Source organism: Cohnella hashimotonis (assembly GCF_030014955.1).
Classification (GTDB): Bacteria; Bacillota; Bacilli; order Paenibacillales; family Paenibacillaceae; genus Cohnella; species Cohnella hashimotonis.
Genome location: NZ_JAGRPV010000001.1, coordinates 1,648,445 through 1,669,627, shown reverse-complemented (window position 1 = coordinate 1,669,627; position 21,183 = coordinate 1,648,445). Strand labels below are relative to the sequence as shown.

Below are 21,183 nucleotides of genomic sequence, written 5' to 3'. Positions count from 1 at the left end.
CTATTATACCTTACCGGCAATTCCCGTCTTCCGGCTGACCGTCAGCTTGTAGCCGACGCCGCGGATCGACTCGATCTGCACCGATTGCTGGTTCAGCTCCAACTTCTTGCGCAGCGAACTGACATGTACGTCCACCGTCCGCTGTCCGCCGATATAATCGAAGCCCCATACGACATTCATCAGGTCGTCGCGCGTAATGACGATGCCCGGGCGCTCGGCCAGGTACAGCAGCACCTCGAACTCCTTGGGACGAAGCGTGATCCATTCGGAGCCGACCTGCACTTCGTATTTGTCCGGATAGATCTGCAGCGCGCCGAGCGAGATCACCTTTTCGCCGGTAGGATCGGACTTGGGTCGAGCCTCCTCGTTGCGCGAGCGCCTCAATACCGCAGACGTGCGGGCAAGCAGCTCCGCAACCCCGAACGGCTTGGTGATGTAGTCGTCCGCGCCCAGCTTGAGCCCTTGAACGACCTCTTCTTCCGCGTTGCGGGCGGTCAAGATGATGACCGGCGTCTTCACGCCATGCTGGCGCAGCTTCTGAAGCACCTCGAAGCCATTCATCCCGGGCAGCATCAGATCCAGGAATATGATCGCATATTCGTCTTGAATCGCCTTGTGAAGTCCCTCCGCGCCGTTGCCGATCACTTCGGTCTCGTATCCGTCTTGCGACAAATTGTAGGTGACCAGACGCGCTATGGTAGGTTCGTCTTCAATAATGAGCACCTTGTCCGACATAAGCTCCTCCAGTCCGATCGGTCCGTATGACGTCCCGGCCTCTTCAGTCAATTTATCATGCCGCCGTAAATTCAGCATCATCCGAATGTTAACGCCACGTAAAATAACGTAATGCTAATAGTCTTGAATAAGCGGCAGTTCAATCACAAAAGTCGATCCGACGCCCACCGTGCTCTCCACCCGAATCGTGCCGTGATGCAGCTCTACCAGGTGCTTGACGATCGAAAGCCCAAGTCCCGTGCCGCCGGAACTGCGCGAGCGGGCTTTGTCGACCCGGTAGAAGCGTTCGAAAATGCGGGGCAGGTCTTTCTTCGGAATGCCGATGCCCGTGTCGGAAACCGTAATGCGGACATACTCCTCGACTTCTCCGCCCTCTTCTCTCTCGGCCTCTACGATGACTGCTTTCACCCGCACACGTCCGCCCTCCGGCGTATAGCTGATTCCGTTTTGCAGCAGGTTCAGCGCGATCTGTCCGAGCCGGTCCTCGTCGGCCTCGATGAACAGCTCCTCGGGTGCGTCGAGCTCCAGGGAGATTTCCTTCTTCGCGGCCTCCGTGCCGAGGAACTCCAGCTGTCTCTCCAGGAAAGTGCGAAGATCAATCGGTGAAAATTGCAGCGGCGAGCGGCGCGACTCGATCTTCGACAGCTCTAAAATATCCCCGATCAGACGGTTCAGCCTGTCGCTCTCGTCCTGAATGATCTTCAAGAAGGAACGGGCCGTCTCCGGATCGTTGACCGCGCCGGCGAGCAGCGTCTCCGCGAAGCCTTTGACGGCAGCGACGGGCGTCTTGAGCTCATGCGATACGTTGGCGACGAACTCGCTGCGCATCCGCTCGAGACGTCGGATCGCGCTCACGTCCTGCAAGACGAGAAGCAGGCCAGGCGCCGTATCGTCGTCCATCGGGATCGGTACCAGATTCAGCTCGAGCAGCCGTTCTTCCGGATAATAGACCGTCAGCTCCTCGTGAATCGGCTCGCCGGTCTCGAAGCCGGTGCGAATCAGCTGCAGCAGCTCGTACTGCTGCTTGGCCTCGGTATAGCTGCGGCCCACCCGCTCGCGCGCCAGGCTGCCGAGCAGAAGCTCGGCGCTCCGGTTGTAGATGCGGATCCGGCCGTCCGGACCGATCATGACGACGCCGCTGATCATATGGTCGAGCACCGACTGGAGATGCAGCTCGTTCCTGCGAATCTCGCCCATATGGTCCTGCAGATTGGCGGCCATGGCGTTCAGCGCGCGGCCCAGCTCGCCGACCTCGTCCTTGCCCGCGTCGGGAATTCGCACCTTGTAGTCCATGCCCGCCATCCGTTTGGCTGCGGACGTCATGCGCTCCAGCGGACGCGTGACGCTAAGCGCCACCCTGTAGCTGACGACCGCTGCCAGCGCGAATACCGCGAGCAGGCCGAGCGCAAGCGCCATCCACATGCGATCGAGACTGTGCTCGACGGCCGAGAGCGACATCGCCAGCCGGATAACGCCAAGCGCTTCCCCGGTCGCTCCGTCCTTGACGGCGTATGCGACATAGAGCATGTTCTCGTTCAAAGTGTCGCTGTGCCGGATGCTCCTGCCCATGCCGTCCGCCAGCGCTTCCCTTACCTCTTCGCGACCCGCGTGGTTGTCCATCGTGCCGGGCTCATGGTCGGAATCGCCGACCACCTCGCCGTCCGTCGCGATGTACGTCACCCGCATGTCCGCGAGCTCCTTGAACCGGACGGCCTGTGCCTGCAAATACGCGGTCTGCGCTTCCCTGGATTCGCCCTTCGGCCAGGGCGCCGCGGCAGAGAGTACGCGGAGCTGCGTCTCCATGTGGCTGCCGAGCGCTTCGAGATGGTTGTGCTTGTAAAATTGTCCCGTGAAAATGCCCGCCGTGAGCACGGACAATCCGATGAGCAGCATAAACAGTGCGGTAAGCTTCAAGCGGAACTTGCTCATCTGCGCTCCCGTGCGGCTTGCCATGCGTATAGCCAATCCTCCAAATGCCGACTTTTCTTTATCTTAACACAGGAGTATTAGCGCAGTGTAAATTCAGACGAACTTAACAGACCGGAGGGGATGCCGGGCAGTCTCATGTAAGTTATAGTAAATGGAGGAATGGATAAGGAGGAGCCGCGATATGCAGGAGCATCATTTTTTGGCTTATTTATACCGTCTGCGGTACATCGAACGGTGGAGCCTCATGCGCAACTCGACCAAGGAAAACGTTGCCGAGCATTCATATCATACCGCGCTGCTCTCCCATTTGTTGTGCACGATCGCGAGAGACGTATTCGGCCGCGACGTCGACCCCGACAAGGCGGCAAGCCGAGCATTGTTCCACGATGCGACCGAAGTCATCACGGGGGATATCCCGACGCCCGTCAAGCATCATAACCCCGCGCTGCTGTCCAACTTCAGGGACCTCGAGCGACTGGCCGCCGAACGGCTGCTCGGCACCGTGCCCCCGGAGCTGATCCATGTCTATGAGCCGCTGCTTATGCGGCAGATGCAGGACGACGAGCTGAACCGGTACGTCAAAGCGGCCGATATTCTGGACGGTTATCTCAAATGCGTATCGGAAATGTCGGCCGGCAACCGCGAGTTCGCTACCGCGCGCAGGCAGTTCGAAGACCGGCTCGCCGCACTTGGAATGCCCGAAATCGACTGGTTCCTGAACCGGCTCGCGCCGAGTTTTGAAAAGACGATCGACGAGCTGTCCGAACGCGAGCGAGATGCCGATGCCGATGCCGATGCCGATGCCGATGCCGATGCCGATGCCGATGCCGATGCCGATGCCGATGCCGATTAAGCTTACGGGCTTCAGGCGCGCGCCTTCCATCGCAAAAGTTCGCCGATGGCCATCATACCGACATGGGTCGCTGCCGTGCTCTGCCTTTTCGTTCTCTCCAAGCAAAAGGCTCCGCCTGCGCATGTCGCGCGGCAGAGCCTTTTTGGTCGATCCGCTAAATTAAAAATACGTTTAAGCGTACCAACGATTCTCCATCAGCCAGATGACGACCAGGAAAATAACGAGGATCACGAAGCTCAGCGTCTGCACGCGCGAAATGCTGCTCGAGGCGTCTTGTCCGCCGGCAGCAGCGGCAGCGATCCGCTTGAGTGGTGCCTGTACGATGCCCGACAATGCGCCGAGTGCGACGAACAATACGATGACCGTTACCATCCACGAAACCTTGTAATCCGATTGAGAGATCAGGTAGCCGCCCGTCAGCAGCTGCAGGACCAAGGAATACTGGCCGATTCGCCCCGCAGTTACCAGACCGCTGGCAAGGCCTTCCTGAGCCGGTGTGGACAACTGCCGGAAGCGCTTGGCCAGAAACGGCAAAATGGCGTAAATCCCCATTCCTACCGCCCCGACGATGTGCAGAAAAATCATAACCTCATACATCGCGAAATGTACCTCCACAACCATAATAAGACAAGTCACACCTAGTATACACAAACATGGCGGACAAGTAAAAAAGGCCGTGAAGGCTCGCTTCAAAACGTCTTCAAAATGACTTCAAAAAGCCATTAAAACGTCTTTAAAACACCTTTAAAACGCCCATGCGCCTTTGATGAATACCGGTTCTTCGCTCCCGTCCGCGTTCACCCCGAAAATGTCCAGCTCGCCCGAGCCGACCATGAAGTCGGTATGAACGGTGCTGTTGTTCAAGCCGCGGGCAGACAGCTCCTCCTGGCTCATATCCGCGCCGCCTGCGACGCAAGAGGAGTAGGCGCCGCCAACGGCGAGGTGACAGGACGCATTTTCGTCATAGAGCGTCTTGTAAAATAGCAGGCCGCTGTCCGAGATCGGCGAGCGATGGGGCACGAGCGCGACTTCGCCGAGATAGGCGGCACCTTCGTCCATTTGCACCAACGTCGCGAGCGCTTCGGCGCCTTTCGCAGCCGAAGTCCGAATCGCCCGGCCTTCTTCGAATTCGAAGGAGAAGCCGTCGATGATCTGTCCGGCGTAGCTTAGCGGCTTGGTGCTGGACACGATCCCCCGCACGCCGTCCCGCTTCGGCGCCGTATACACCTCTTCGGTCGGCAGATTCGGCACGAACCAGACGCCGTCTGCATTTTGCTTGCGCCCGCCGAGCCATATGTGATCGTCCGGAAGCGAGATGGTCAGAACCGTACCCGGAGCCGCGTACCTTAGCGCGCGGTATTGCTTGGCATTCAAAATATCCGCTCTGCGCTTCAGTTCGGAGAGATGCGTCTCCCATGCGGCCAGGGTATCCTCACGGTCGGCCCGTACAAGCTTGAAGATCGCTTCCCATAGAAGCCCGATCCGTTCCTGCTCTGGCGCATCGGGGAACACTTTGTCCGCCCACCCCTTCGAAGGCGCAGTGGCGATCGTCCAGCTGAACTTGAAGCCCCTAGACAGCACGCGATAGTCCTTCATGACGCGGCTCGCCGCCTTCTGCGCGTTGGCGATCCGCTCGCCAGGCACGCCGCTCAGCAGGTCCGGATCGTCCGACATCAGATTGATCGAAGCCGCGCCCGCGCGGGCCAGCTCCAGCTTTTCTGCCGCAGACCACTTGGGCTCCTCCAGGAAAGCCTCGTCGGGAGCCAGATCGTATTTCAGTCTCGTGACGACCTCGTCCGTCCAAAATACCTTCACGTTGCGCGCTCCGGCCTCGTATGCCTTTCGCACGACCAACCTTGCCAGCTCCACGCTGTCCAGTGACGCGTTGACCGCGACCGTCTGACCCGACTGCACATTGGCGCCTACCTTGACGATAAGCTCCGCGTACCGATCCAGCTTTTGCGCAAAATCGCTCATGGAAATGCCCTCCTTAATGATCTTTCGCGGAGATGACGGTCAACTGCTTCGGAAAACGCGTGAGGACGCCGGCCTTGCCGTCATCCATGATATAGACATCATCCTCGATTCGTACGCCCCCGACGACAGAATCGTATACGCCCGGCTCAACCGTAAAAACCATTCCCGGAGCCAGTGGCGTACCGCTTGCGCCCGACATGGACGGCTGCTCGTGAATGTCCATGCCGAAGCCATGCCCGACCCGATGCGTGAACAGCGGACCGAAGCCCGCTTTCTCGATGGTCTCGCGAGCGGCCCCATCGACCGCGGACACGGGGACGCCAGCCGCGGATGCCGCGATCCCCGCTTCATTGGCGGCCAGCACCGCCTCATATATGTCACGCTGGGCTTTCGATGCTTCGCCGACCACAAAGGTTCGCGTGATGTCGGAGCAATAACCGTCCGCCTGCACGCCGATGTCGATAAGCAAAAAGTCGCCCTTGCGAATCTCATGCTGGCCCGGCACGCCGTGGGGCAGCGCCGAACGCGGCCCCGTGAGCACGATCGTCTCGAAGGCCGGGCGGTCCGCGCCGAGCTCCCTCATCTTGCGCTCGATCTCCGCCGCAAGCGCAAGCTCGGTCATTCCAATGCGAACCTGCGACACCGCATGGGCCATAACCGCCTCGACGATATCGACAGCCCGTTGAATCCGGCCGATCTCGTCCGCGCTTTTGACGATCCGCATATCCAGAATCGACTGCTCCAGATCGGCAAAGACGGCGCCGGAATACACCGTCTGAAGCCGTTCAGCCTTGGCCAGCGACACGGCTCCTTTCTCCACGCCGATCGAATCCACGCCCGGCGCGGGCATGTGCCCGCCCAGCAACGCATAGGCATCGTCGACGTCCGAGATCGGTACGATAGCGAGGCCAGGCGCGGCCTCTTGGGCAGCGGTCGCGTCCAGCAGCGGCACAAACAGCTTCTCGGCGCGATTGGCGCTGTCCAGCGCAAGCGCGAGAAAACGTTCGTGCGGATTGCAAGCGAAGCCCGTGAGATAGGCGACGTTGGTGGGCGAAGTCACCAGTCCGATCCGGATCCTTTCCTTTTTCATAAAGGAAATAAGCCGATCTCGACGTTCTCTATATAAATCCAATGACAATCGGATCATCTCCTTTTCCGGTTTTGCTCTCTTTCGCATAAACAACTCCAAGGTCGTCGGACCTTGGAGTCGGGAATGCACAAGAAGACGGTAAGGCCGTCAGGCGTTTTCGACGATCTGGATGACGCTGCGGACCGACGCCGCGGACTTGGCGAGCGCCGCCTTCTCGTCATCGGTCAAGTCGAGCTCGAACACCTTCTCGATGCCGTCGCCGCCGAGCACGGCCAAAACGCCCATAAACAGATTGTCATAGCCGTATTCGCCTTGCAGAAGGGCGATGACCGGAAGGATACGCTTCTTGTCCTTCAAAATCGCTTCGGTCATCTGGACGAGCGAGGCCGCCGGCGCATAGTAGGCGCTGCCGTTGCCGAGCAGGCTGACGATCTCGCCGCCGCCGACGCGCGTGCGCGCAACGATCGCTTCGATCTCGTCCTTGGGCAGCAGATGCTCGACCGGGATGCCGCCCACCGTCGTGTACCGCACGAGCGGAACCATATCGTCCCCGTGTCCGCCTAGCACGACGCCGCGCACGTCCTCGACGGACACATTCAGCGCTTGGGCCAAAAACGTGTTGTAACGGGCGGTATCGAGAACGCCGGACTGGCCAATGACGCGGTTTTTAGGAAAACCGAGCGCCTTGTTGGCGACGTAAGTCATCGCATCGACCGGGTTCGAGAGAATAATGACATAAGCGTTCGGGCTGGTCGTCTTTACGTTTTCGCAGACGGACCTGACGATGCCCGCGTTCGTGCTCACCAGGTCGTCGCGGCTCATGCCCGGCTTGCGCGCGATGCCGGCCGTAATGATGACAACGTCCGACTCGGCCGTATCCGAATAATCCGCGGTGCCGACGATTCTGGCGTCGAAGCCTTGCACCGGCGCGGCCTCGGCCATGTCCAGCGCCTTCCCCTTCGTCGGGTTTTCCAGCTGCGGAATGTCGACTAGGACGACATCCCCCAGTTCCTTCTGCGCCAACATCAATGCCGTAGTAGCCCCGGTAAACCCGGCCCCTACGACCGTAATTTTCGCCCGTTTCATTGCCATTCGTATTCCCTCCTAAAAGTTCCTCACGAATAGGTTACCCGTTACCTCGCCTGCCTTACTCTTCCCTAGCACTATCCTTGCCTTGTACTTGCACTTGCCATGCTCTTGCACTTGCCATGCTCTTGCTCTTGCCCTGCTCTGTCCCTTGCTCTCTGTATCCCCTAAAAACAACAATCCCCCTCGCCGACACATAAGCACCGACAAAGAGGACTGTTATAATTTGCTCTTCTCCCCCGGCATTCCCTCACCATTGCGCCTCTGTCTCCCAACCGTTATTCGACAGGGTGTCCAGAGGGCAACGCCCTCGGAGTCCCCCTTGGAAGGGGGATCTAGGGGGTTGTGCATCCCCGAATGGGGGATCTAGAGGGTTGTAGCATCCCGAAGGGGGATCTAAGGGGTCGTGCCGGGGGATCCGGGGGCTAAGCCCCCGAAAAAACTACATGTTTTTAATGATTTCATCCGCAAACGCCGAGCACTTGACCTCGGTCGCGCCTTCCATCAGACGAGCGAAGTCGTACGTGACGATCTTGCTGTTGATGGACTTTTCCAGACCCTTGTAGATCAGGTCGGCCGCTTCGAGCCAGCCGAGGTGCTCGAACATCATGACGCCGGACAGGATCACGGAGCCCGGGTTGACGACGTCCTTGTCGGCGTACTTAGGCGCGGTACCGTGCGTCGCTTCGAAAATCGCGTGGCCGGTCAAGTAGTTGATGTTCGCGCCAGGAGCGATGCCGATGCCGCCGACTTGGGCAGCCAGGGCGTCGGACAGGTAGTCGCCGTTCAGGTTCAGCGTCGCGATGACGTCGAAGTCCGTCGGACGCGTCAGCACTTGCTGCAGCGCGATGTCGGCGATCGCGTCCTTCACGAGGAGCTTGCCTTCTGCCAGCGCGGACTTTTGCGCTGCGTTAGCCGCTTCTTCGCCTTGCTCAGCCTTGATTGCGTCGTATTGGTTCCAGGTGAACACTTGGTCGCCGAATTCGCGCTCAGCCAGCTCGTAGCCCCAGTTCTTGAACGCGCCCTCGGTGAACTTCATGATGTTGCCCTTGTGGACGAGCGTAACCGACTTGCGCTTGTGCTTGATCGCGTACTCGATGGCTGCGCGGATCAGGCGCTCGGAGCCGTCCTTGGATACCGGCTTGATGCCGATGCCCGAAGTCTCGGGGAAGCGGATCTTCTTAACGCCCATTTGCTGCTGCAGGAACTCGATGACCTTCTTTGCGTCGGCGGTCTCAGCTTGATACTCGATACCAGCGTAGATGTCCTCGGTGTTTTCGCGGAAGATAACCATGTCGACCAGCTCCGGACGCTTGACCGGCGAAGGAACGCCGTCGAAGTAGCGAACCGGACGCAGGCACACGTACAGGTCAAGCTCTTGGCGAAGCGCAACGTTCAGGGAGCGGATGCCGCCGCCGATCGGCGTGGTCAGCGGGCCTTTGATCGCGATGATGTATTCGCGGATCGCGGTAAGCGTATCGGCAGGCAGCCATTCGCCGTAAGCGTTGAACGCCTTCTCGCCTGCGAATACTTCGTACCAGGAGATTTGCTTTTCGCCGCCGTATGCTTTTTCAACGGCTGCGTCGAGCACGCGCTTGGCAGCGGCCCAGATATCGCGGCCCGTACCGTCGCCTTCGATGAACGGGATGATCGGGTTGTTAGGGACGTTCAGGACGCCGTTTTGGTCCACTTTGATCGGTTCGCCGGATTGCGGCAGTTCGAATTTTTCGAGTTGCATGGGTAGGTAGCCTCCTGGATAGTAGATGTAGGTAATGAATTCGCACCATGAATGCTCGCCGGTGCACGCGTAGCAGCGCGACAAACCGGCGTGCCGGCCGGCCCGAAGGGGACGGACAGCCCGCGGCTTGCCGCAGAGCTTGAACTTAGCGCTGGGCGATCGACACGTAGTGCTGGTCGACAGGGCCGACATACTCCGCGCGAGGGCGGATCAGACGGTTGTCGCCGAGCTGTTCGAGAATGTGCGCGGTCCAGCCCGAGACGCGGCTGATGGCGAAGATCGGCGTAAACAGGTCCCGCGGAATGCCGAGGAGCGTGTAGCAGGAAGCCGAGTAGAAGTCGACGTTCGGCTTCAGCCCCTTCTGGCCGGTCACGAGCTCTTCGATGCGGACGGACATGTCGTACAGACGGCTGTCGCCCTTCAGCTCGCTCAGGTTTTTGGACATTTGCTGAAGATGCTTGGCGCGCGGGTCGCCCGTGCGGTAGACGCGGTGGCCGAAGCCCATGATCTTCTCTTTGTTGTTAAGCTTGTTCTGGATGTACGGCTCGACGTTGTCCAGCGTGCCGATCTCGTCCAGCATGACCATGACCGCTTCGTTGGCGCCGCCGTGCAGCGGGCCCTTCAGCGCGCCGATCGCGGACGTGACGCCGGAGTAAATGTCCGACAGCGTCGCGACGGTAACGCGAGCAGCGAACGTAGAAGCGTTAAGCTCGTGGTCCGCGTGCAGGACAAGCGCCTTGTCGAGCGCGGTGACCGCGACTTCGGCCGGCTCTTCGCCGGTCAGCATGTAAAGGAAGTTGTGAGCGACGCCGACGCCGGGCTTGGGCGCGACCGGCTCTTGGCCTTGGCGCAGACGCGCGAAGGCGGCGATCACGGTGCCCATCTGGGCTTGCAGCTTGATCGCCTTGCGGTAGTTGGCCTCCCGGCTCGGGTCGTTCGCTTCGGCGTCGTACAGCGCCAGGCTCGAGATCGCCGTGCGGAGCGCGGCCATCGAGTTCGCGCCCTTCGGATAGAGACGAAGTCCGTCGATGACTTCGCTCGGCACTGCCGCAGCATCGCTAAGCTGAGACTTCAGCGCATCCAGCTCGCCCTGCGTCGGGAGCTTGCCGTTCCAGAGCAGATATGCGACTTCTTCGAAGCTCGCCTTCTCGGCCAGCTCGTCGATATTGTACCCGCGATACGTCAGCACGCCGTCGATAATGGAACTGATGGACGAGGATGCGGCGACGATTCCTTCAAGGCCTTTGGTAGCTGTCATGGTTCTCTCTCCTTCAATTCCAAGATAACGAATCAAATAAGCGCACAATGCGCTTTACGGAAATTCGGGGCCGGCGGTCCGGACGCGCCGTCAACCTTGCCGTCCGCTTCGTCCACGTAAACCCATATTACTTTCGGTTTTTAAAGCCTTCATTAATGATAAACGATTTCAATTGGGAATGGAACCGAACGAAGCATAAAAATGCTTTATCGCATATATAGACGAATACTCTCACATTCGCGCGCTGACGCGTCGGCGCGGCGATTCCGGAACACCCGGAACGCCGCTGCGCTTTTTATAGGACCGGGTCTATCCTTCACATCGAACCGACATCCATCGTAGCGATATGGCGTTTGGTCTCTTCCGTGCCCCAATCGCTCAGACGGCGATAGATTTCTTTCAGGTAGTAATCGTAGCCGTCGTTTTCCGGATCGTGGCTGTATTCCAAAAAAGGCTGATGCGACCGCCAAAAGCCGGCCTGGTCGAATTCGTCCATCGAATCGAACAGCTCCTGCAGCTGAACCAGTTCTTCTTCGCCCGCCTCGATCTCAAACTCGTAAGCGGCGTCTCCGCGCTGCGTATTGATCGTCCTGGCCTGGACCGACACGTAATACTTGGATTTTTCCATAAGATCCTCCCCGCGCTGGCTGATGTTACACATATTGTGTCCAAGCGTTACGCGGAATTATGCCCTTTCGCCCTATCCGGGCGGCTCCGTGCTTTTGCGCGCGAGCCCATGATGTTAGAATAGAGCGATATAGCGTTCAGGGCGGACGCTCGCTTCAGGGCGAACGCTGCCGGAGGAGGATTTTATGTCATTTACAGCCCAGACGACGGGTATGATCGATATCGGCTCCAATACGGTTCGTCTGTCCGTCTACCGCGTGACGGAAGAAGGCGCGTACCGCGTCATCGACCAAGGCCGCTGGCCGGCCAGGCTGAGCCAGCGCTTGACGCCCGACGGCAGGCTGCCTGCCGAAGCCGTATCCGAGCTCGGCGAGGTGCTGCGCCATTACAAGCGCATCTGCCGCATTCACGGCGCCGAACGCATCCGGACGGTCGCGACGGCCGCGGTGCGCCAGGCTTCGAACCGGGACCAGGCGCTGTCCGCGCTTTTCGAGGAAACGGGCCTTGTCATCGAGCTGCTGCCCGGCGAGGAGGAAGCCCGGCTCGGCAGTCTTGCCATGCTGCGCACGATGAACGTGGAAGACGGCTTCGTGGTCGATATCGGCGGCGGGAGCACGGAGATCACGCTTCTTCGCAACCGCCAGATCGTCTCGTCGGTTTCGTTTCCCATCGGCTGCGTCAATACGTCTACCCGATTCAGCCTTGGCGAAGCGCCCGTCGTTAAGTCGACGCTCGACGCGATGGAGGCGGACATTCTGGACAAGCTCGGCGCGCAGGCCTGGATCTCCCAGCATCCCGGACTCCCCGTCATTGGTCTGGGGGGCACGGTTCGCGCGCTCGGCAAGCTGCGCCAGCGTCTGGACGAATATCCCTTCGCCAACCTGCACGGGTACGAGATTACGTCGGAGCAGCTGGCTTCGTCTATCGACCTGCTCGCCCCCCTGACGGTGGAAAAGCGCCGGAAGCTCCCGGGTTTGTCGAAGGATCGCGCGGACGTCATCGTGCCCGGACTTATCATTCTTCAAGCGGTGCTCCGCGCCTGCCGCTCTTCGGGAATCGTGGTCTGCGGCGCGGGTCTTCGCGACGGCTTGTTCTACGATACCTGCTTGCCGGAGCTGCAGACGGACGGCGAGGACGCCGTTGCGGAAGAAAGCATCCGCAATTTGTGCGCATTGTACCCCGGCGCGCCCTTGAGCCATTTGGCCCAGGTGAACCGGCTCTCGCTCGCCCTGTACGACCAGCTTGCGCCGGGCATCGAGCTGCCTGCCGATTGGCGCCGCCTGCTTAGCGCGGCATCCCGGCTCTTCCGGATCGGAGCCGTGCTCGATTACAACGATTGCGCCCAGCATACGTTCTATATCCTCATGCATGCGCATTGGAACGGCATGTCCCACCGCGAAAAGCTGCTCGTCGCGGCGATCGCCTCCTATCGCAACGCCAATGCGCTGAGGCGCAGCCTGACAGCCTATCGGGCGTTGGTACGCCCCGGCGACGAAGAGCTCTGCGCCAAGCTCGGCATGCTGCTGCAGCTCGCCGCGGCGCTGGACCGCAGCGAATCCCAAGCGATTACGTCGCTTCGCGTAACCAGCGGCGCAGCCGGCCGCCTGCTGCTGGATGCCGCAGCCAGCCATGCGCTTCCCGTGGAGACGACCGAGGTCCAGGCGCTCGGCAAAGATTTCAAAAAATGCTGGGGACTGACGCCCTCGTTACGCCTCGTCTAGTTCGTATAGCCATCATTCCATTGATCGCTATATATCTCTTCATAAAAAAAAGGACGCCTGCGGGCTTCCTTTTTTTTTAATATAAAATTCTGCGCATTACTCTGACTTCGTAGCCGTACTTGCCGCGCATCAGCTTCATCTGTTCGTTGATGTAGTCGTAAACTTCCTTCAGCCTCGACGTGTTCGGCCTGAGCGTCTCCTTGACTTCGCCGCCGACGATGACATCGAACTCGATCATCCTCGTCCCTCCTCTCCATTTCCATCCCGCAGTCTTATCTTATGCCCGGAATGTAAATGGCAGATTAGACGAATTAGTTATTCATGTGAAATCTTTGGCGTCGGCGATCGTCTTCCATAGCGGAATATCGCTGGAAGCGAACTGGCTGCGAAGCGGCGGCTGATCGTTCTGGACGCGAACGTAGCCGCCCGAAGACATAAGCTCCCTGGCCTTGACGTTATCCTGCAAGTTCAGCTCCAGCATATTGCGAAGCGCAAGCCGGAGACCGCGGTCGTATACCGGACACAGCAGCTCGACGCGCCGGCTCAGGTTGCGGCTCATCCAGTCCGCGCTCGAGATGAAAACCTCGTCCTCGCCGCCAGCGGACACGTACAGGATGCGGGAGTGCTCGAGAAATCGATCCACAATGCTGATGACGCGCACGTTGTCGCTTAAGCCCGGCACGCCGGGACGCAGACAGCATACGCCGCGCACGATCAGATCTACCTTGACGCCCGCTTGCGACGCTTCGTACAACTTATCCACCATAGGCTGGCTGGATAAGGAATTGATTTTCGCGACGATGCGCGCAGGCTTACCCTGCTTGGCGCTCTCGATCTCGCGGTCGATCAGCTCATACAGCCGGGGACGGAGACCTGCAGGCGCAACGGCAAACGCACGCCAATCGTGCGGCGACGAATAGCCAGTCATCTCGTTGAAAAGCGCCGACGCGTCCGCGCCGATCCACGGGTTAGTGGTGAACAGTCCGGCATCCGTGTAAAGTTTGGCCGTATTTTCATTGTAGTTGCCCGTCCCTACATGCACGTACCGGCGCAGCGATCCGGCTTCCCGACGCACGACTAGCGTGATCTTGGCATGCGTTTTCAGACCGACCAGGCCGTAGACGACGTGGCAGCCCGCGCGTTCTAACTGCTTGGCCCATGCAATGTTGCGGGCTTCGTCGAACCGTGCTTTAATCTCGACGACAACCGTCACCTGTTTGCCCGATTCTGCGGCCCTCGCAAGCGCCTGGACGAGCACCGAATTGACGCTGACCCGATAAAGCGTCATCTTGATCGCGAGCACGTCGGGATCTTCCGCCGCCTCGCTGATAAAGTCGTTGACGACTTCGAACGATTCGTAAGGATGATAGACGAGCGCATCCCCGCGCTCGCGCAGCACGGAGAGAATATCGTCCGCTACGTCGAAGGCAGCCGGGTAGACGGGCTCGATCGGCGGGTATCGCAAATGCTCCATATTTGGTAGCGAGCCCGTAAACTTCGAGAGGAACGTCAGGTCGAGCGGTCCGTCGATCTCGAAGATATCCTCCTCGCCGACCTCGAGCTCCTCCATGAGCAGCTCCCTGGCCTGAATCGACATTCCCTTCTCGATCTCGAGCCTTACCGGGAAGCCTCTTCGCCTGCGGCGCAGCTCCTTTTCCATTTCCTTGATAAGATCCTCCGCGCCTTCCTCGTTAAGCGCCAGGTCGGCATTGCGCGTTACGCGAAATGCGTGCACGGACTCGGTCACGTAACCGCTGAACAGCTGTCCGATCTGTACCCGGATCAGCTCCTCCAGGAGCAAATACGCGTTTTTGCGGCTTCCTTTGCGCTTGGCGACCTCCACCGTTCTCGTAAGAATGGACGGCACTTGCACGATGGCGAAATAAATCCCGTTTTCCTGGTCCGCGCCCACCATATCCTCAGGTCTCAGCACGACCGCCAGATACAGCTCCTTGTTGTGAAGCAACGGAAACGGGCGGCTCGTGTCGACCGCCATCGGCGTCAAAACCGGGAAGACGATCTCCTGAAAATAGACCGTCATCGCCTCTTGCTGCTCCTCGTTCAGATCTTCCCAGGAAGCCAGCGCAATATTTTCCTTGGAAAGCAGGCGCAGCAGCTCTCGGTACGTTTTGTACTGGAGTCTCACCATGCGCGCGACCCGCTTGGACAGCCGCTTGAGCAAGCCGCCCTGGGTATATCCGGTAAAGTCCGGCTTGTTGAAGCCGGCCTTAAGCTGCTCGCGCAGTCCGGCTACGCGCACGCTCATAAATTCGTCCAGATTGCTCGCCACGATCGAGAGAAATTGAAATCTCTCGAGCAGCGGCGTGCCCGGGTCCTCGGCTTCTTCAAGAACGCGCCGGTTGAATTCAGTCCAGCTAAGATCACGGTTAATGTATTTCTGGGATCCGTGCATGCTTGTCGCTCTCCCCTTTTCAATTCGAACCATTGCGCTGCAATAATTGAAGCTACAGTCTTATGACCATTATGTTAGTGGGATGTTATCGCAGCGTCAAACGAACGTGAAGGGAATGTAAAATCGAGCGGTTATGATCCTTTTCGTCAGAATCTGCGAAACCCGCCGCCTGAGATCCGAAACGCGCCCGACTGTACTTTGCCTGCGAGCCAGCCGTACAGCCCCATCCTGAATAACGAGCGCGTCCACGGAAGCAGCATGGCGAGCCCGACGAGGTCGGACAGAAATCCCGGCACGATCAAAAGCAGCCCGCCTGCAAGCACGCAGATGCCGTCGAGAATCGCATGTCCAGGCATTTGGCCGGAAGAAAGCTGGAGGCGCGCCTCGCCCCACACTTTACGTCCCTCGGATTGCATCAGCAGCGCACCTGCGACTGCGCCGGTAAGGAGCAGCAGGAAGGTTGGCCAACCGCCGATCCATCGCTGCATCATATAAATACCGCATGCCTCGAGCAGGACGGCGACAATGACGATCCACATCAAGCGTTTTATCATGGCAAACTCCCCTTTCCGTCTTCTCTTATACGGCGCGTGCGAAACGGCGTTGCAGCAGAAGCTGCTTTCCAGAACGAAGAGGATGTCGTTAAAAGGGTCTCTGGCACGTCTATTCGTATGGCGGCGAATGGCAATCATCGGGGATATGCGTCTAAAACCGCCCGTTACGCTTCCGCTAATGCTTTGAACGCAGTCCAAACCTCCGGCGCTTCCCGGTCGAGCCGGACCGGCTTCCATTCGTTATTCACCCAGACGTGTTTCGTGACGCCCGACACGAGAAGTTCTCCCGCCGGGTCGTCCTTGGACACGCGTCCTACGCTCGCCGTCAGGTCGCCCTTCATGATCCGCGATTCGAACTCGATCCGCAACGCCGTCTTGTCCGCGACCCGTGTGCACACCGTGACCCAGTCGTCGTAACGGGCAGGCTGCGCGAAGTTGACGTCGAGCTTGACGAGCGGCAGCAGCAGTCCCTTCGTCTCGATCTCCCGGTAATCGCAGCCGATCCGCCTCACCCATTCGGTTCGCCCGATCTCGAACCAGTTCACGTAATTCGCGTGATAGACGACGCCCATCTGGTCGCATTCCTGGTACCTCACTCGAAGCGGGTGCAGAAGCCATGCGCTTGCCATTGCTTAATCCTCCCTCGTTCGCTCAAAAGAAACGGGACGCAAGCGGAGCTTGCTCCGTCTGTCGTCCCGTTAGTCGTTATCGTCGTATTACAGTACCTTGGCTTGTCCGGTATAGATGACGCCGTGCTCCGCGTACAACGTGATCTCCATGCCGTCGTGCAGCAGCTGCGTCGCATTCTCGACGCCGATGATGACCGGAATGCCGAGGTTAAGACCGACAACCGCCGTATGCGACGTGATGCCGCCCGTCTCGGTAATGACGGCAGCCGCTTGCTGAATCGCAGGCATGTACTCCCTGTCCGTCGCCGGGGTGACGAGGATCGCGCCCTCGGTCATCTTGCTGATGGCTTCGTCCGGCGAAGTCGCGACGACTACGCGGCCGGTCGCGCTCTGCGACCCGATGCCTTGGCCCTTGGCGATGAGCTCGCCGATGTTGTGGATCTTGATCAGGTTTGTCGTGCCGGAGCGGCCGACCGGTACGCCCGCCGTGATGATGACGGTGTCGCCGAGGCGCACGATGCCGGAGTGGATCGCGCCCTGAACGGCGATGTCAACCATCTCGTCGATCGTGGAAGCGGACTTGCCGTCCACCGTGATGACGCCCCAGACGAGCTGCAGACGGCGGCGAACCTGCTCGACCGGCGTTACCGCGATGATCGGGGACTTCGGACGGTACTTGGATACCATCCGTGCCGTATAGCCGCTCTCCGTGGACGTGACGATCGCCTTGGCGTTCAGGTCGAGCGACGAGTTGGCGACCGCTTGGCTGATCGCTTCGGTGACGGTCGTCTGCTGGGCTTCGGCCTGCTTCGTGAAGATCTCGCGATAGCGAAGCGCGGACTCCGCGCGCTCGGCGATGCGGGACATCGTCTGAACCGATTCGACCGGATACTTGCCCGCGGCCGTCTCTCCGGAGAGCATGATGGCGTCGGTGCCGTCGAAGATGGCGTTGGCGACGTCGGACGCTTCGGCGCGCGTCGGACGCGGGTTGCGCTGCATCGAGTCGAGCATCTGGGTCGCCGTGATGACCGGCTTGCCGACGCGGTTGCACTTCTCGATCATCTGCTTTTGTACGAGCGGCACTTCTTCGGCCGGAATCTCGACGCCGAGGTCGCCGCGCGCGACCATCAGCCCGTCGGAAACTTCGAGGATCTCGTCGAGGTTGTCCACGCCCTGCTGGTTCTCGATCTTGGAGATGATCTGGATGTAACGCGCGTCGTGCTTCTCGAGCAGCTCGCGGATCTCGAGCACGTCGCTCGCGCGGCGGACGAACGAAGCGGCGATGAAGTCGACGCCCTGCTCGATGCCGAAGCGGATGTCGTTGGCGTCCTTCTCGGTAATGCCCGGCATGGAGATCGCGACGCCCGGCACGTTGACGCCCTTCTTGCTCTTGATGGGGCCGCTGTTGACGATCTGGCATTCGATCTCGGTGCCTTCGATCTTGGTGACCGTCAGGCCGATCAGGCCGTCGTCGATGAGGATCGTCGAGCCGACGTGCACGTCGCCCGGCAGCTCCTTGTAGGTAACCGGGATGCGGTCGCGGTCGCCGAGAATCTCTTCGGTCGTCAGCGTGATGTGATCGCCGGCCACCAGCTCGATCGGCTCTTCCTTCAGCTTGCCGAGGCGAATCTCGGGTCCCTTGGTGTCGAGCAGGATGGCGACGGTCTTGCCGAGCTCCTCGCACGCCTGACGGATATTTTTAATCCGGTTGCCATGCTCCTCGTAGTCGCCGTGGGAAAAGTTTAAGCGTGCCACGTTCATGCCTGCGTTGATCAGTTTTTTCGTGTTTTCGAGCGATTCGCTGGATGGGCCGATCGTACAGACGATTTTCGTTTTGCGCATGATTAAGATTACCTCCATTGGATGTCAAGCGGACGGAATTATACCGTATACCACCGATTGTACCCGCCCGGACGCCGATTCAGACGCCGGAACGGTAATGCGGATGTTAAAACTCATGCCGAACGCCCGTCCGGGGATCGGAAGGGCGCACGGTCATACTCATACGAGCTCTGGCGCGGCGAACTTGCCCACGCTGCGGAACTTGCGGTATCGGTCTTCCACGAGCGCCTCCGGCGACATGCCGGACAGCTCCTCGAGATGGCGCCACACCGCGGCCTTGACGGCCTCGGCCGTCCGGGCGGGATCCAGATGCGCGCCGCCCTTGGGCTCGGGCACGATCTCCTCGATGATGCCGAATTCGAGCAGATCCTTGGCCGTAATCTTCATCGCTTCCGCCGCCTGGTCGGCTTTGGAGGCGTCCTTCCAGAGGATCGAAGCCGCACCGTTCGGCGAGATAACGGAGTAAATGGAATTCTCCAGCATCAGCACGCGATTGCCTACGCCGAGCGCCAGCGCGCCGCCGCTCCCGCCTTCGCCGATCACGACGCAGATGACGGGGACGCGCAGCAGCGCCATTTCCTTAAGGTTGCGGGCGATCGCTTCGGATTGCCCTCTCGCCTCGGCGGAATCGCCGGGGTAAGCGCCCTTCGTATCAATAAAGGTAATGATAGGCCGGCCGAACTTGTTCGCCTGCTGCATGAAGCGAAGCGCCTTGCGGAAGCCTTCGGGATGCGGACTGCCGAAAAACCGCTGGATGTTGTCCTTCGTGTCTTTGCCCCGCTGGTGGCCGACTACCGTCACCGGCACGCCGTTAAGCCTGGCAATGCCGCCAACGATCGCCAGATCGTCTCCGTATAGCCGATCGCCGTGCAGCTCGATGAAATCGTCGAAAATCTCGTTGATATAATCGAGCGTAGTCGGTCTGGAATGAACGCGGGCCAGGTGCATGATCTGAGCGCCGGACAGGTTGCTGTATATCTCGTCTTCAAGCTTCTTGTACGCTTCTTCGAGCCGGGCGATCTCCTCGCTGAAGTCGATGTTCTGCTCGACGCCGACTTTTTTGAGATGGTCGATCTTGCGGCGCTGCTCGGACAACGGGCCTTCGAAGGGGAGCTTATTGTCCATCTGAAGCACCTCCCGCGACATGCATCTCCAGCAGATTGATCAAGAAAGCCTTCATGTCCTTGCGATGCACGACCTTGTCCAGCTGGCCGTGCTTGAGATTGAACTCGGCCGTCTGGAAGTTGTCGGGCAGCTTCTGCCGGATCGTCTGCTCGATGACGATGCGTCCGGCAAAACCGACGATCGCGCCAGGTTCGGCCAAAATATAATCGCCGAGGCTCGCGAAACTGGCGGATACGCCGCCTAGCGTCGGATCGGTGAACACGGAGATGAACAGTCCGCCTTCTTCCTGAAACTTCGCGAGCGCCGCGCTTGTCTTCGCCATCTGCATCAGGCTCAGGATGCTCTCTTGCATCCGGGCGCCGCCGGAAGTCGAGAAGAGCAGCAGCGGAAGCTTCTTGGCGGCCGCAAGCTCGATGGCGCGCGTCACTTTTTCACCGACGACGGACCCCATGCTGCCGCTGAAAAAGTCGAAGCTCATGACGCCGACGACGACCTTGATGCCCCCGAGCTCACCTTCGCCCGTAACGACCGCGTCCTTGAGTCCGGAGCTCGCCTTCTGCTGCTCCAGCTTGGCCTTGTAGCCAGGAAATTCTAGCGGATCCTCCGAGGTCAGGTCCGCATCGGTCTCAAAAAAACGCCCGTCGTCGAGCGTCATCGCAATGCGCTCCAGGGCGTTGAGCCGCGAATGATGACCGCAGGTGGAGCACACCTTGAGGTTCTTCTCCCATTCCTTGCTGAACTGAATGTTCCCGCACTTCGGGCAGCGATTCATCAATCCTTCGGGAATCTCGCGCTTGGGCCGCTCGCTGGCCGCCGGGGCCTGGGAGACGGAAGGTACGGTAGCATATTTCTTCTTCTGGAATAAATCCTTAAACACAGCGACACCTCACAAGGCGCAAAAATGGCGGTCCCGCCGGCGGCGGGCGGTGCTCCGCACGGGCGTGTCCCGTACGGAGAAAACGCGGCCCGCGCGGACGAAATCCGCAGCTATCAGGCGCGACATGCATAGGACGATCCGACCCGCGAAGGACGGCAATCTGCCGCATGAGTCACATATGCAATATACTGCCGAGCACTTCTTGAACTTCTTGCACTTCACCGGAAGGCACCAATATCTCGTACTGCGGCTTGACCAGGTTGATCGACCGGACCCGGACGAGAAAGCCCTCGCCCTCCAGACGACTCTGAATCCGCTCCGCAATCTTGGCGGTCGGCGCGATATAAATGACCGTCCACATGACGCGGTACCTCCAAAGGTGATCGATTCTACAATAAGGAAATGATAGCATACAAAGATCGGGACTAGCAACCGTGAGCCGCCATGGCGACTGGGCCGGCGGGCGGCGGCGCCGCCCAAAGCGCTGCGGGCCGGCGGACGAAAACGGCGGCGATGTCCGCTTGCGGCGCGGCTTTGGCGCGTATGCGAACCGCCGCAAAAACCCGCGTTCGCGGCGCCGAATTTATTTTGTTCGGACGCTGCAGGCTGCTGGAGACGTCTTGGTAAACCGATTGGACGTTATGTCATCATGCCAACGCGCTGTACATTGAAGGGAAGCTGCCCGCTCCACGATCATTAGCGCAGAAAATCACTCCCTGTAGCGGAGGT

19 protein-coding genes are annotated in these 21,183 nt (G+C 59.6%); 2 read left to right on the top strand and 17 right to left on the bottom strand.

Annotated features, from left to right (window positions below; genetic code table 11):
• Nucleotides 1–3: 3 nt before the first annotated feature.
• Nucleotides 4–735 carry a response regulator transcription factor gene (locus tag KB449_RS06435; RefSeq protein WP_277565186.1) on the bottom strand — a complete coding sequence of 244 codons (732 nt, stop codon included), beginning with the start codon at nt 733–735 and terminating at the stop codon, nt 4–6.
• A gap of 114 nt (nt 736–849) precedes the next feature.
• Nucleotides 850–2,664: a two-component system histidine kinase PnpS gene (pnpS, locus tag KB449_RS06430; protein WP_282912749.1), complete on the bottom strand. Its 1,815-nt coding sequence runs from the start codon at nt 2,662–2,664 to the stop codon at nt 850–852.
• Nucleotides 2,665–2,845: 181 nt separating this feature from the next.
• Between pnpS and yfbR the strand changes: the two genes are divergently transcribed.
• Nucleotides 2,846–3,517, top strand: coding sequence for a 5'-deoxynucleotidase (yfbR, locus tag KB449_RS06425; protein ID WP_282907584.1), 672 nt, complete (start codon nt 2,846–2,848; stop codon nt 3,515–3,517).
• Between the two features lie 171 nt (nt 3,518–3,688).
• Here yfbR and KB449_RS06420 read toward each other — a convergent pair whose 3' ends face one another.
• The 7 genes from KB449_RS06420 to KB449_RS06390 all read right to left on the bottom strand — a co-directional run bounded on the left by KB449_RS06420 (nt 3,689) and on the right by KB449_RS06390 (nt 11,294).
• On the bottom strand, nt 3,689–4,114 hold the full coding sequence (locus tag KB449_RS06420) for a DUF2269 family protein (RefSeq protein WP_282907583.1): 426 nt from the start codon (nt 4,112–4,114) through the stop codon (nt 3,689–3,691).
• Between the two features lie 147 nt (nt 4,115–4,261).
• Nucleotides 4,262–5,494, bottom strand: a complete 1,233-nt coding sequence (locus KB449_RS06415) for an aminopeptidase (protein ID WP_282907582.1) — start codon at nt 5,492–5,494, stop codon at nt 4,262–4,264.
• A gap of 13 nt (nt 5,495–5,507) precedes the next feature.
• The gene (locus tag KB449_RS06410; protein ID WP_282912748.1) at nt 5,508–6,641 is read right to left on the bottom strand and encodes a M24 family metallopeptidase; all 1,134 of its coding nucleotides are present in this window, start codon (nt 6,639–6,641) and stop codon (nt 5,508–5,510) included.
• A 90-nt stretch (nt 6,642–6,731) separates the two neighbouring features.
• The gene (gene mdh / locus KB449_RS06405) at nt 6,732–7,676 is read right to left on the bottom strand and encodes a malate dehydrogenase (RefSeq protein ID WP_282907581.1); all 945 of its coding nucleotides are present in this window, start codon (nt 7,674–7,676) and stop codon (nt 6,732–6,734) included.
• 436 nt (nt 7,677–8,112) lie between these two features.
• Complete coding sequence (gene icd / locus KB449_RS06400) at nt 8,113–9,408, bottom strand: NADP-dependent isocitrate dehydrogenase (protein WP_282907580.1); 1,296 nt, start codon at nt 9,406–9,408, stop codon at nt 8,113–8,115.
• Between the two features lie 145 nt (nt 9,409–9,553).
• Nucleotides 9,554–10,666 carry a citrate synthase gene (citZ, locus tag KB449_RS06395; RefSeq protein ID WP_282907579.1) on the bottom strand — a complete coding sequence of 371 codons (1,113 nt, stop codon included), beginning with the start codon at nt 10,664–10,666 and terminating at the stop codon, nt 9,554–9,556.
• A gap of 316 nt (nt 10,667–10,982) precedes the next feature.
• Nucleotides 10,983–11,294 carry a hypothetical protein gene (locus tag KB449_RS06390; RefSeq protein ID WP_277529443.1) on the bottom strand — a complete coding sequence of 104 codons (312 nt, stop codon included), beginning with the start codon at nt 11,292–11,294 and terminating at the stop codon, nt 10,983–10,985.
• Between the two features lie 184 nt (nt 11,295–11,478).
• On the opposite strand from KB449_RS06390, the gene KB449_RS06385 reads away from it, so the two are divergent.
• Nucleotides 11,479–13,014, top strand: coding sequence for a Ppx/GppA phosphatase family protein (locus KB449_RS06385; RefSeq protein WP_282907578.1), 1,536 nt, complete (start codon nt 11,479–11,481; stop codon nt 13,012–13,014).
• Nucleotides 13,015–13,090: 76 nt separating this feature from the next.
• On the opposite strand, the gene KB449_RS06380 is transcribed toward KB449_RS06385, so the two are convergent.
• From KB449_RS06380 to KB449_RS06345, 8 genes are all read right to left on the bottom strand, one after another.
• Nucleotides 13,091–13,252 carry a mechanosensitive ion channel protein MscL gene (locus KB449_RS06380; protein ID WP_090109908.1) on the bottom strand — a complete coding sequence of 54 codons (162 nt, stop codon included), beginning with the start codon at nt 13,250–13,252 and terminating at the stop codon, nt 13,091–13,093.
• 81 nt (nt 13,253–13,333) lie between these two features.
• Complete coding sequence (gene ppk1 / locus KB449_RS06375) at nt 13,334–15,460, bottom strand: polyphosphate kinase 1 (RefSeq protein ID WP_282907577.1); 2,127 nt, start codon at nt 15,458–15,460, stop codon at nt 13,334–13,336.
• A gap of 113 nt (nt 15,461–15,573) precedes the next feature.
• Nucleotides 15,574–15,981: an FxsA family protein gene (locus KB449_RS06370; protein WP_282907576.1), complete on the bottom strand. Its 408-nt coding sequence runs from the start codon at nt 15,979–15,981 to the stop codon at nt 15,574–15,576.
• Nucleotides 15,982–16,145: 164 nt separating this feature from the next.
• Nucleotides 16,146–16,610: an acyl-CoA thioesterase gene (locus KB449_RS06365; RefSeq protein ID WP_282907575.1), complete on the bottom strand. Its 465-nt coding sequence runs from the start codon at nt 16,608–16,610 to the stop codon at nt 16,146–16,148.
• A gap of 87 nt (nt 16,611–16,697) precedes the next feature.
• On the bottom strand, nt 16,698–18,452 hold the full coding sequence (gene pyk / locus KB449_RS06360) for a pyruvate kinase (RefSeq protein WP_282907574.1): 1,755 nt from the start codon (nt 18,450–18,452) through the stop codon (nt 16,698–16,700).
• A 159-nt stretch (nt 18,453–18,611) separates the two neighbouring features.
• A complete protein-coding gene (locus tag KB449_RS06355) occupies nt 18,612–19,577 on the bottom strand; it encodes an acetyl-CoA carboxylase carboxyltransferase subunit alpha (RefSeq protein ID WP_282907573.1) in 966 nt (321 codons plus the stop codon).
• The gene (accD, locus tag KB449_RS06350; RefSeq protein WP_282907572.1) at nt 19,567–20,454 is read right to left on the bottom strand and encodes an acetyl-CoA carboxylase, carboxyltransferase subunit beta; all 888 of its coding nucleotides are present in this window, start codon (nt 20,452–20,454) and stop codon (nt 19,567–19,569) included. Before accD ends, KB449_RS06355 begins: the two co-directional genes overlap by 11 nt.
• Nucleotides 20,455–20,626: 172 nt before the next feature.
• Nucleotides 20,627–20,815: a glutamate decarboxylase gene (locus KB449_RS06345; protein WP_282907571.1), complete on the bottom strand. Its 189-nt coding sequence runs from the start codon at nt 20,813–20,815 to the stop codon at nt 20,627–20,629.
• Between the last annotated feature and the right edge of the window lie 368 nt (nt 20,816–21,183).

Bases quoted from the DNA above. Each gene is read 5' to 3' on its own strand.
- KB449_RS06435 (WP_277565186.1), bottom strand. From the start codon at position 735: ATGTCGGACAAGGTGCTCATTATTGAAGACGAACCTACCATAGCGCGT.
- pnpS (WP_282912749.1), bottom strand. From the start codon at position 2,664: ATGAGCAAGTTCCGCTTGAAGCTTACCGCACTGTTTATGCTGCTCATC.
- yfbR (WP_282907584.1), top strand. From the start codon at position 2,846: ATGCAGGAGCATCATTTTTTGGCTTATTTATACCGTCTGCGGTACATC.
- KB449_RS06420 (WP_282907583.1), bottom strand. From the start codon at position 4,114: ATGTATGAGGTTATGATTTTTCTGCACATCGTCGGGGCGGTAGGAATG.
- KB449_RS06415 (WP_282907582.1), bottom strand. From the start codon at position 5,494: ATGAGCGATTTTGCGCAAAAGCTGGATCGGTACGCGGAGCTTATCGTC.
- KB449_RS06410 (WP_282912748.1), bottom strand. From the start codon at position 6,641: ATGATCCGATTGTCATTGGATTTATATAGAGAACGTCGAGATCGGCTT.
- mdh (WP_282907581.1), bottom strand. From the start codon at position 7,676: ATGGCAATGAAACGGGCGAAAATTACGGTCGTAGGGGCCGGGTTTACC.
- icd (WP_282907580.1), bottom strand. From the start codon at position 9,408: ATGCAACTCGAAAAATTCGAACTGCCGCAATCCGGCGAACCGATCAAA.
- citZ (WP_282907579.1), bottom strand. From the start codon at position 10,666: ATGACAGCTACCAAAGGCCTTGAAGGAATCGTCGCCGCATCCTCGTCC.
- KB449_RS06390 (WP_277529443.1), bottom strand. From the start codon at position 11,294: ATGGAAAAATCCAAGTATTACGTGTCGGTCCAGGCCAGGACGATCAAT.
- KB449_RS06385 (WP_282907578.1), top strand. From the start codon at position 11,479: ATGTCATTTACAGCCCAGACGACGGGTATGATCGATATCGGCTCCAAT.
- KB449_RS06380 (WP_090109908.1), bottom strand. From the start codon at position 13,252: ATGATCGAGTTCGATGTCATCGTCGGCGGCGAAGTCAAGGAGACGCTC.
- ppk1 (WP_282907577.1), bottom strand. From the start codon at position 15,460: ATGGTTCGAATTGAAAAGGGGAGAGCGACAAGCATGCACGGATCCCAG.
- KB449_RS06370 (WP_282907576.1), bottom strand. From the start codon at position 15,981: ATGATAAAACGCTTGATGTGGATCGTCATTGTCGCCGTCCTGCTCGAG.
- KB449_RS06365 (WP_282907575.1), bottom strand. From the start codon at position 16,610: ATGGCAAGCGCATGGCTTCTGCACCCGCTTCGAGTGAGGTACCAGGAA.
- pyk (WP_282907574.1), bottom strand. From the start codon at position 18,452: ATGCGCAAAACGAAAATCGTCTGTACGATCGGCCCATCCAGCGAATCG.
- KB449_RS06355 (WP_282907573.1), bottom strand. From the start codon at position 19,577: ATGGACAATAAGCTCCCCTTCGAAGGCCCGTTGTCCGAGCAGCGCCGC.
- KB449_RS06345 (WP_282907571.1), bottom strand. From the start codon at position 20,815: ATGTGGACGGTCATTTATATCGCGCCGACCGCCAAGATTGCGGAGCGG.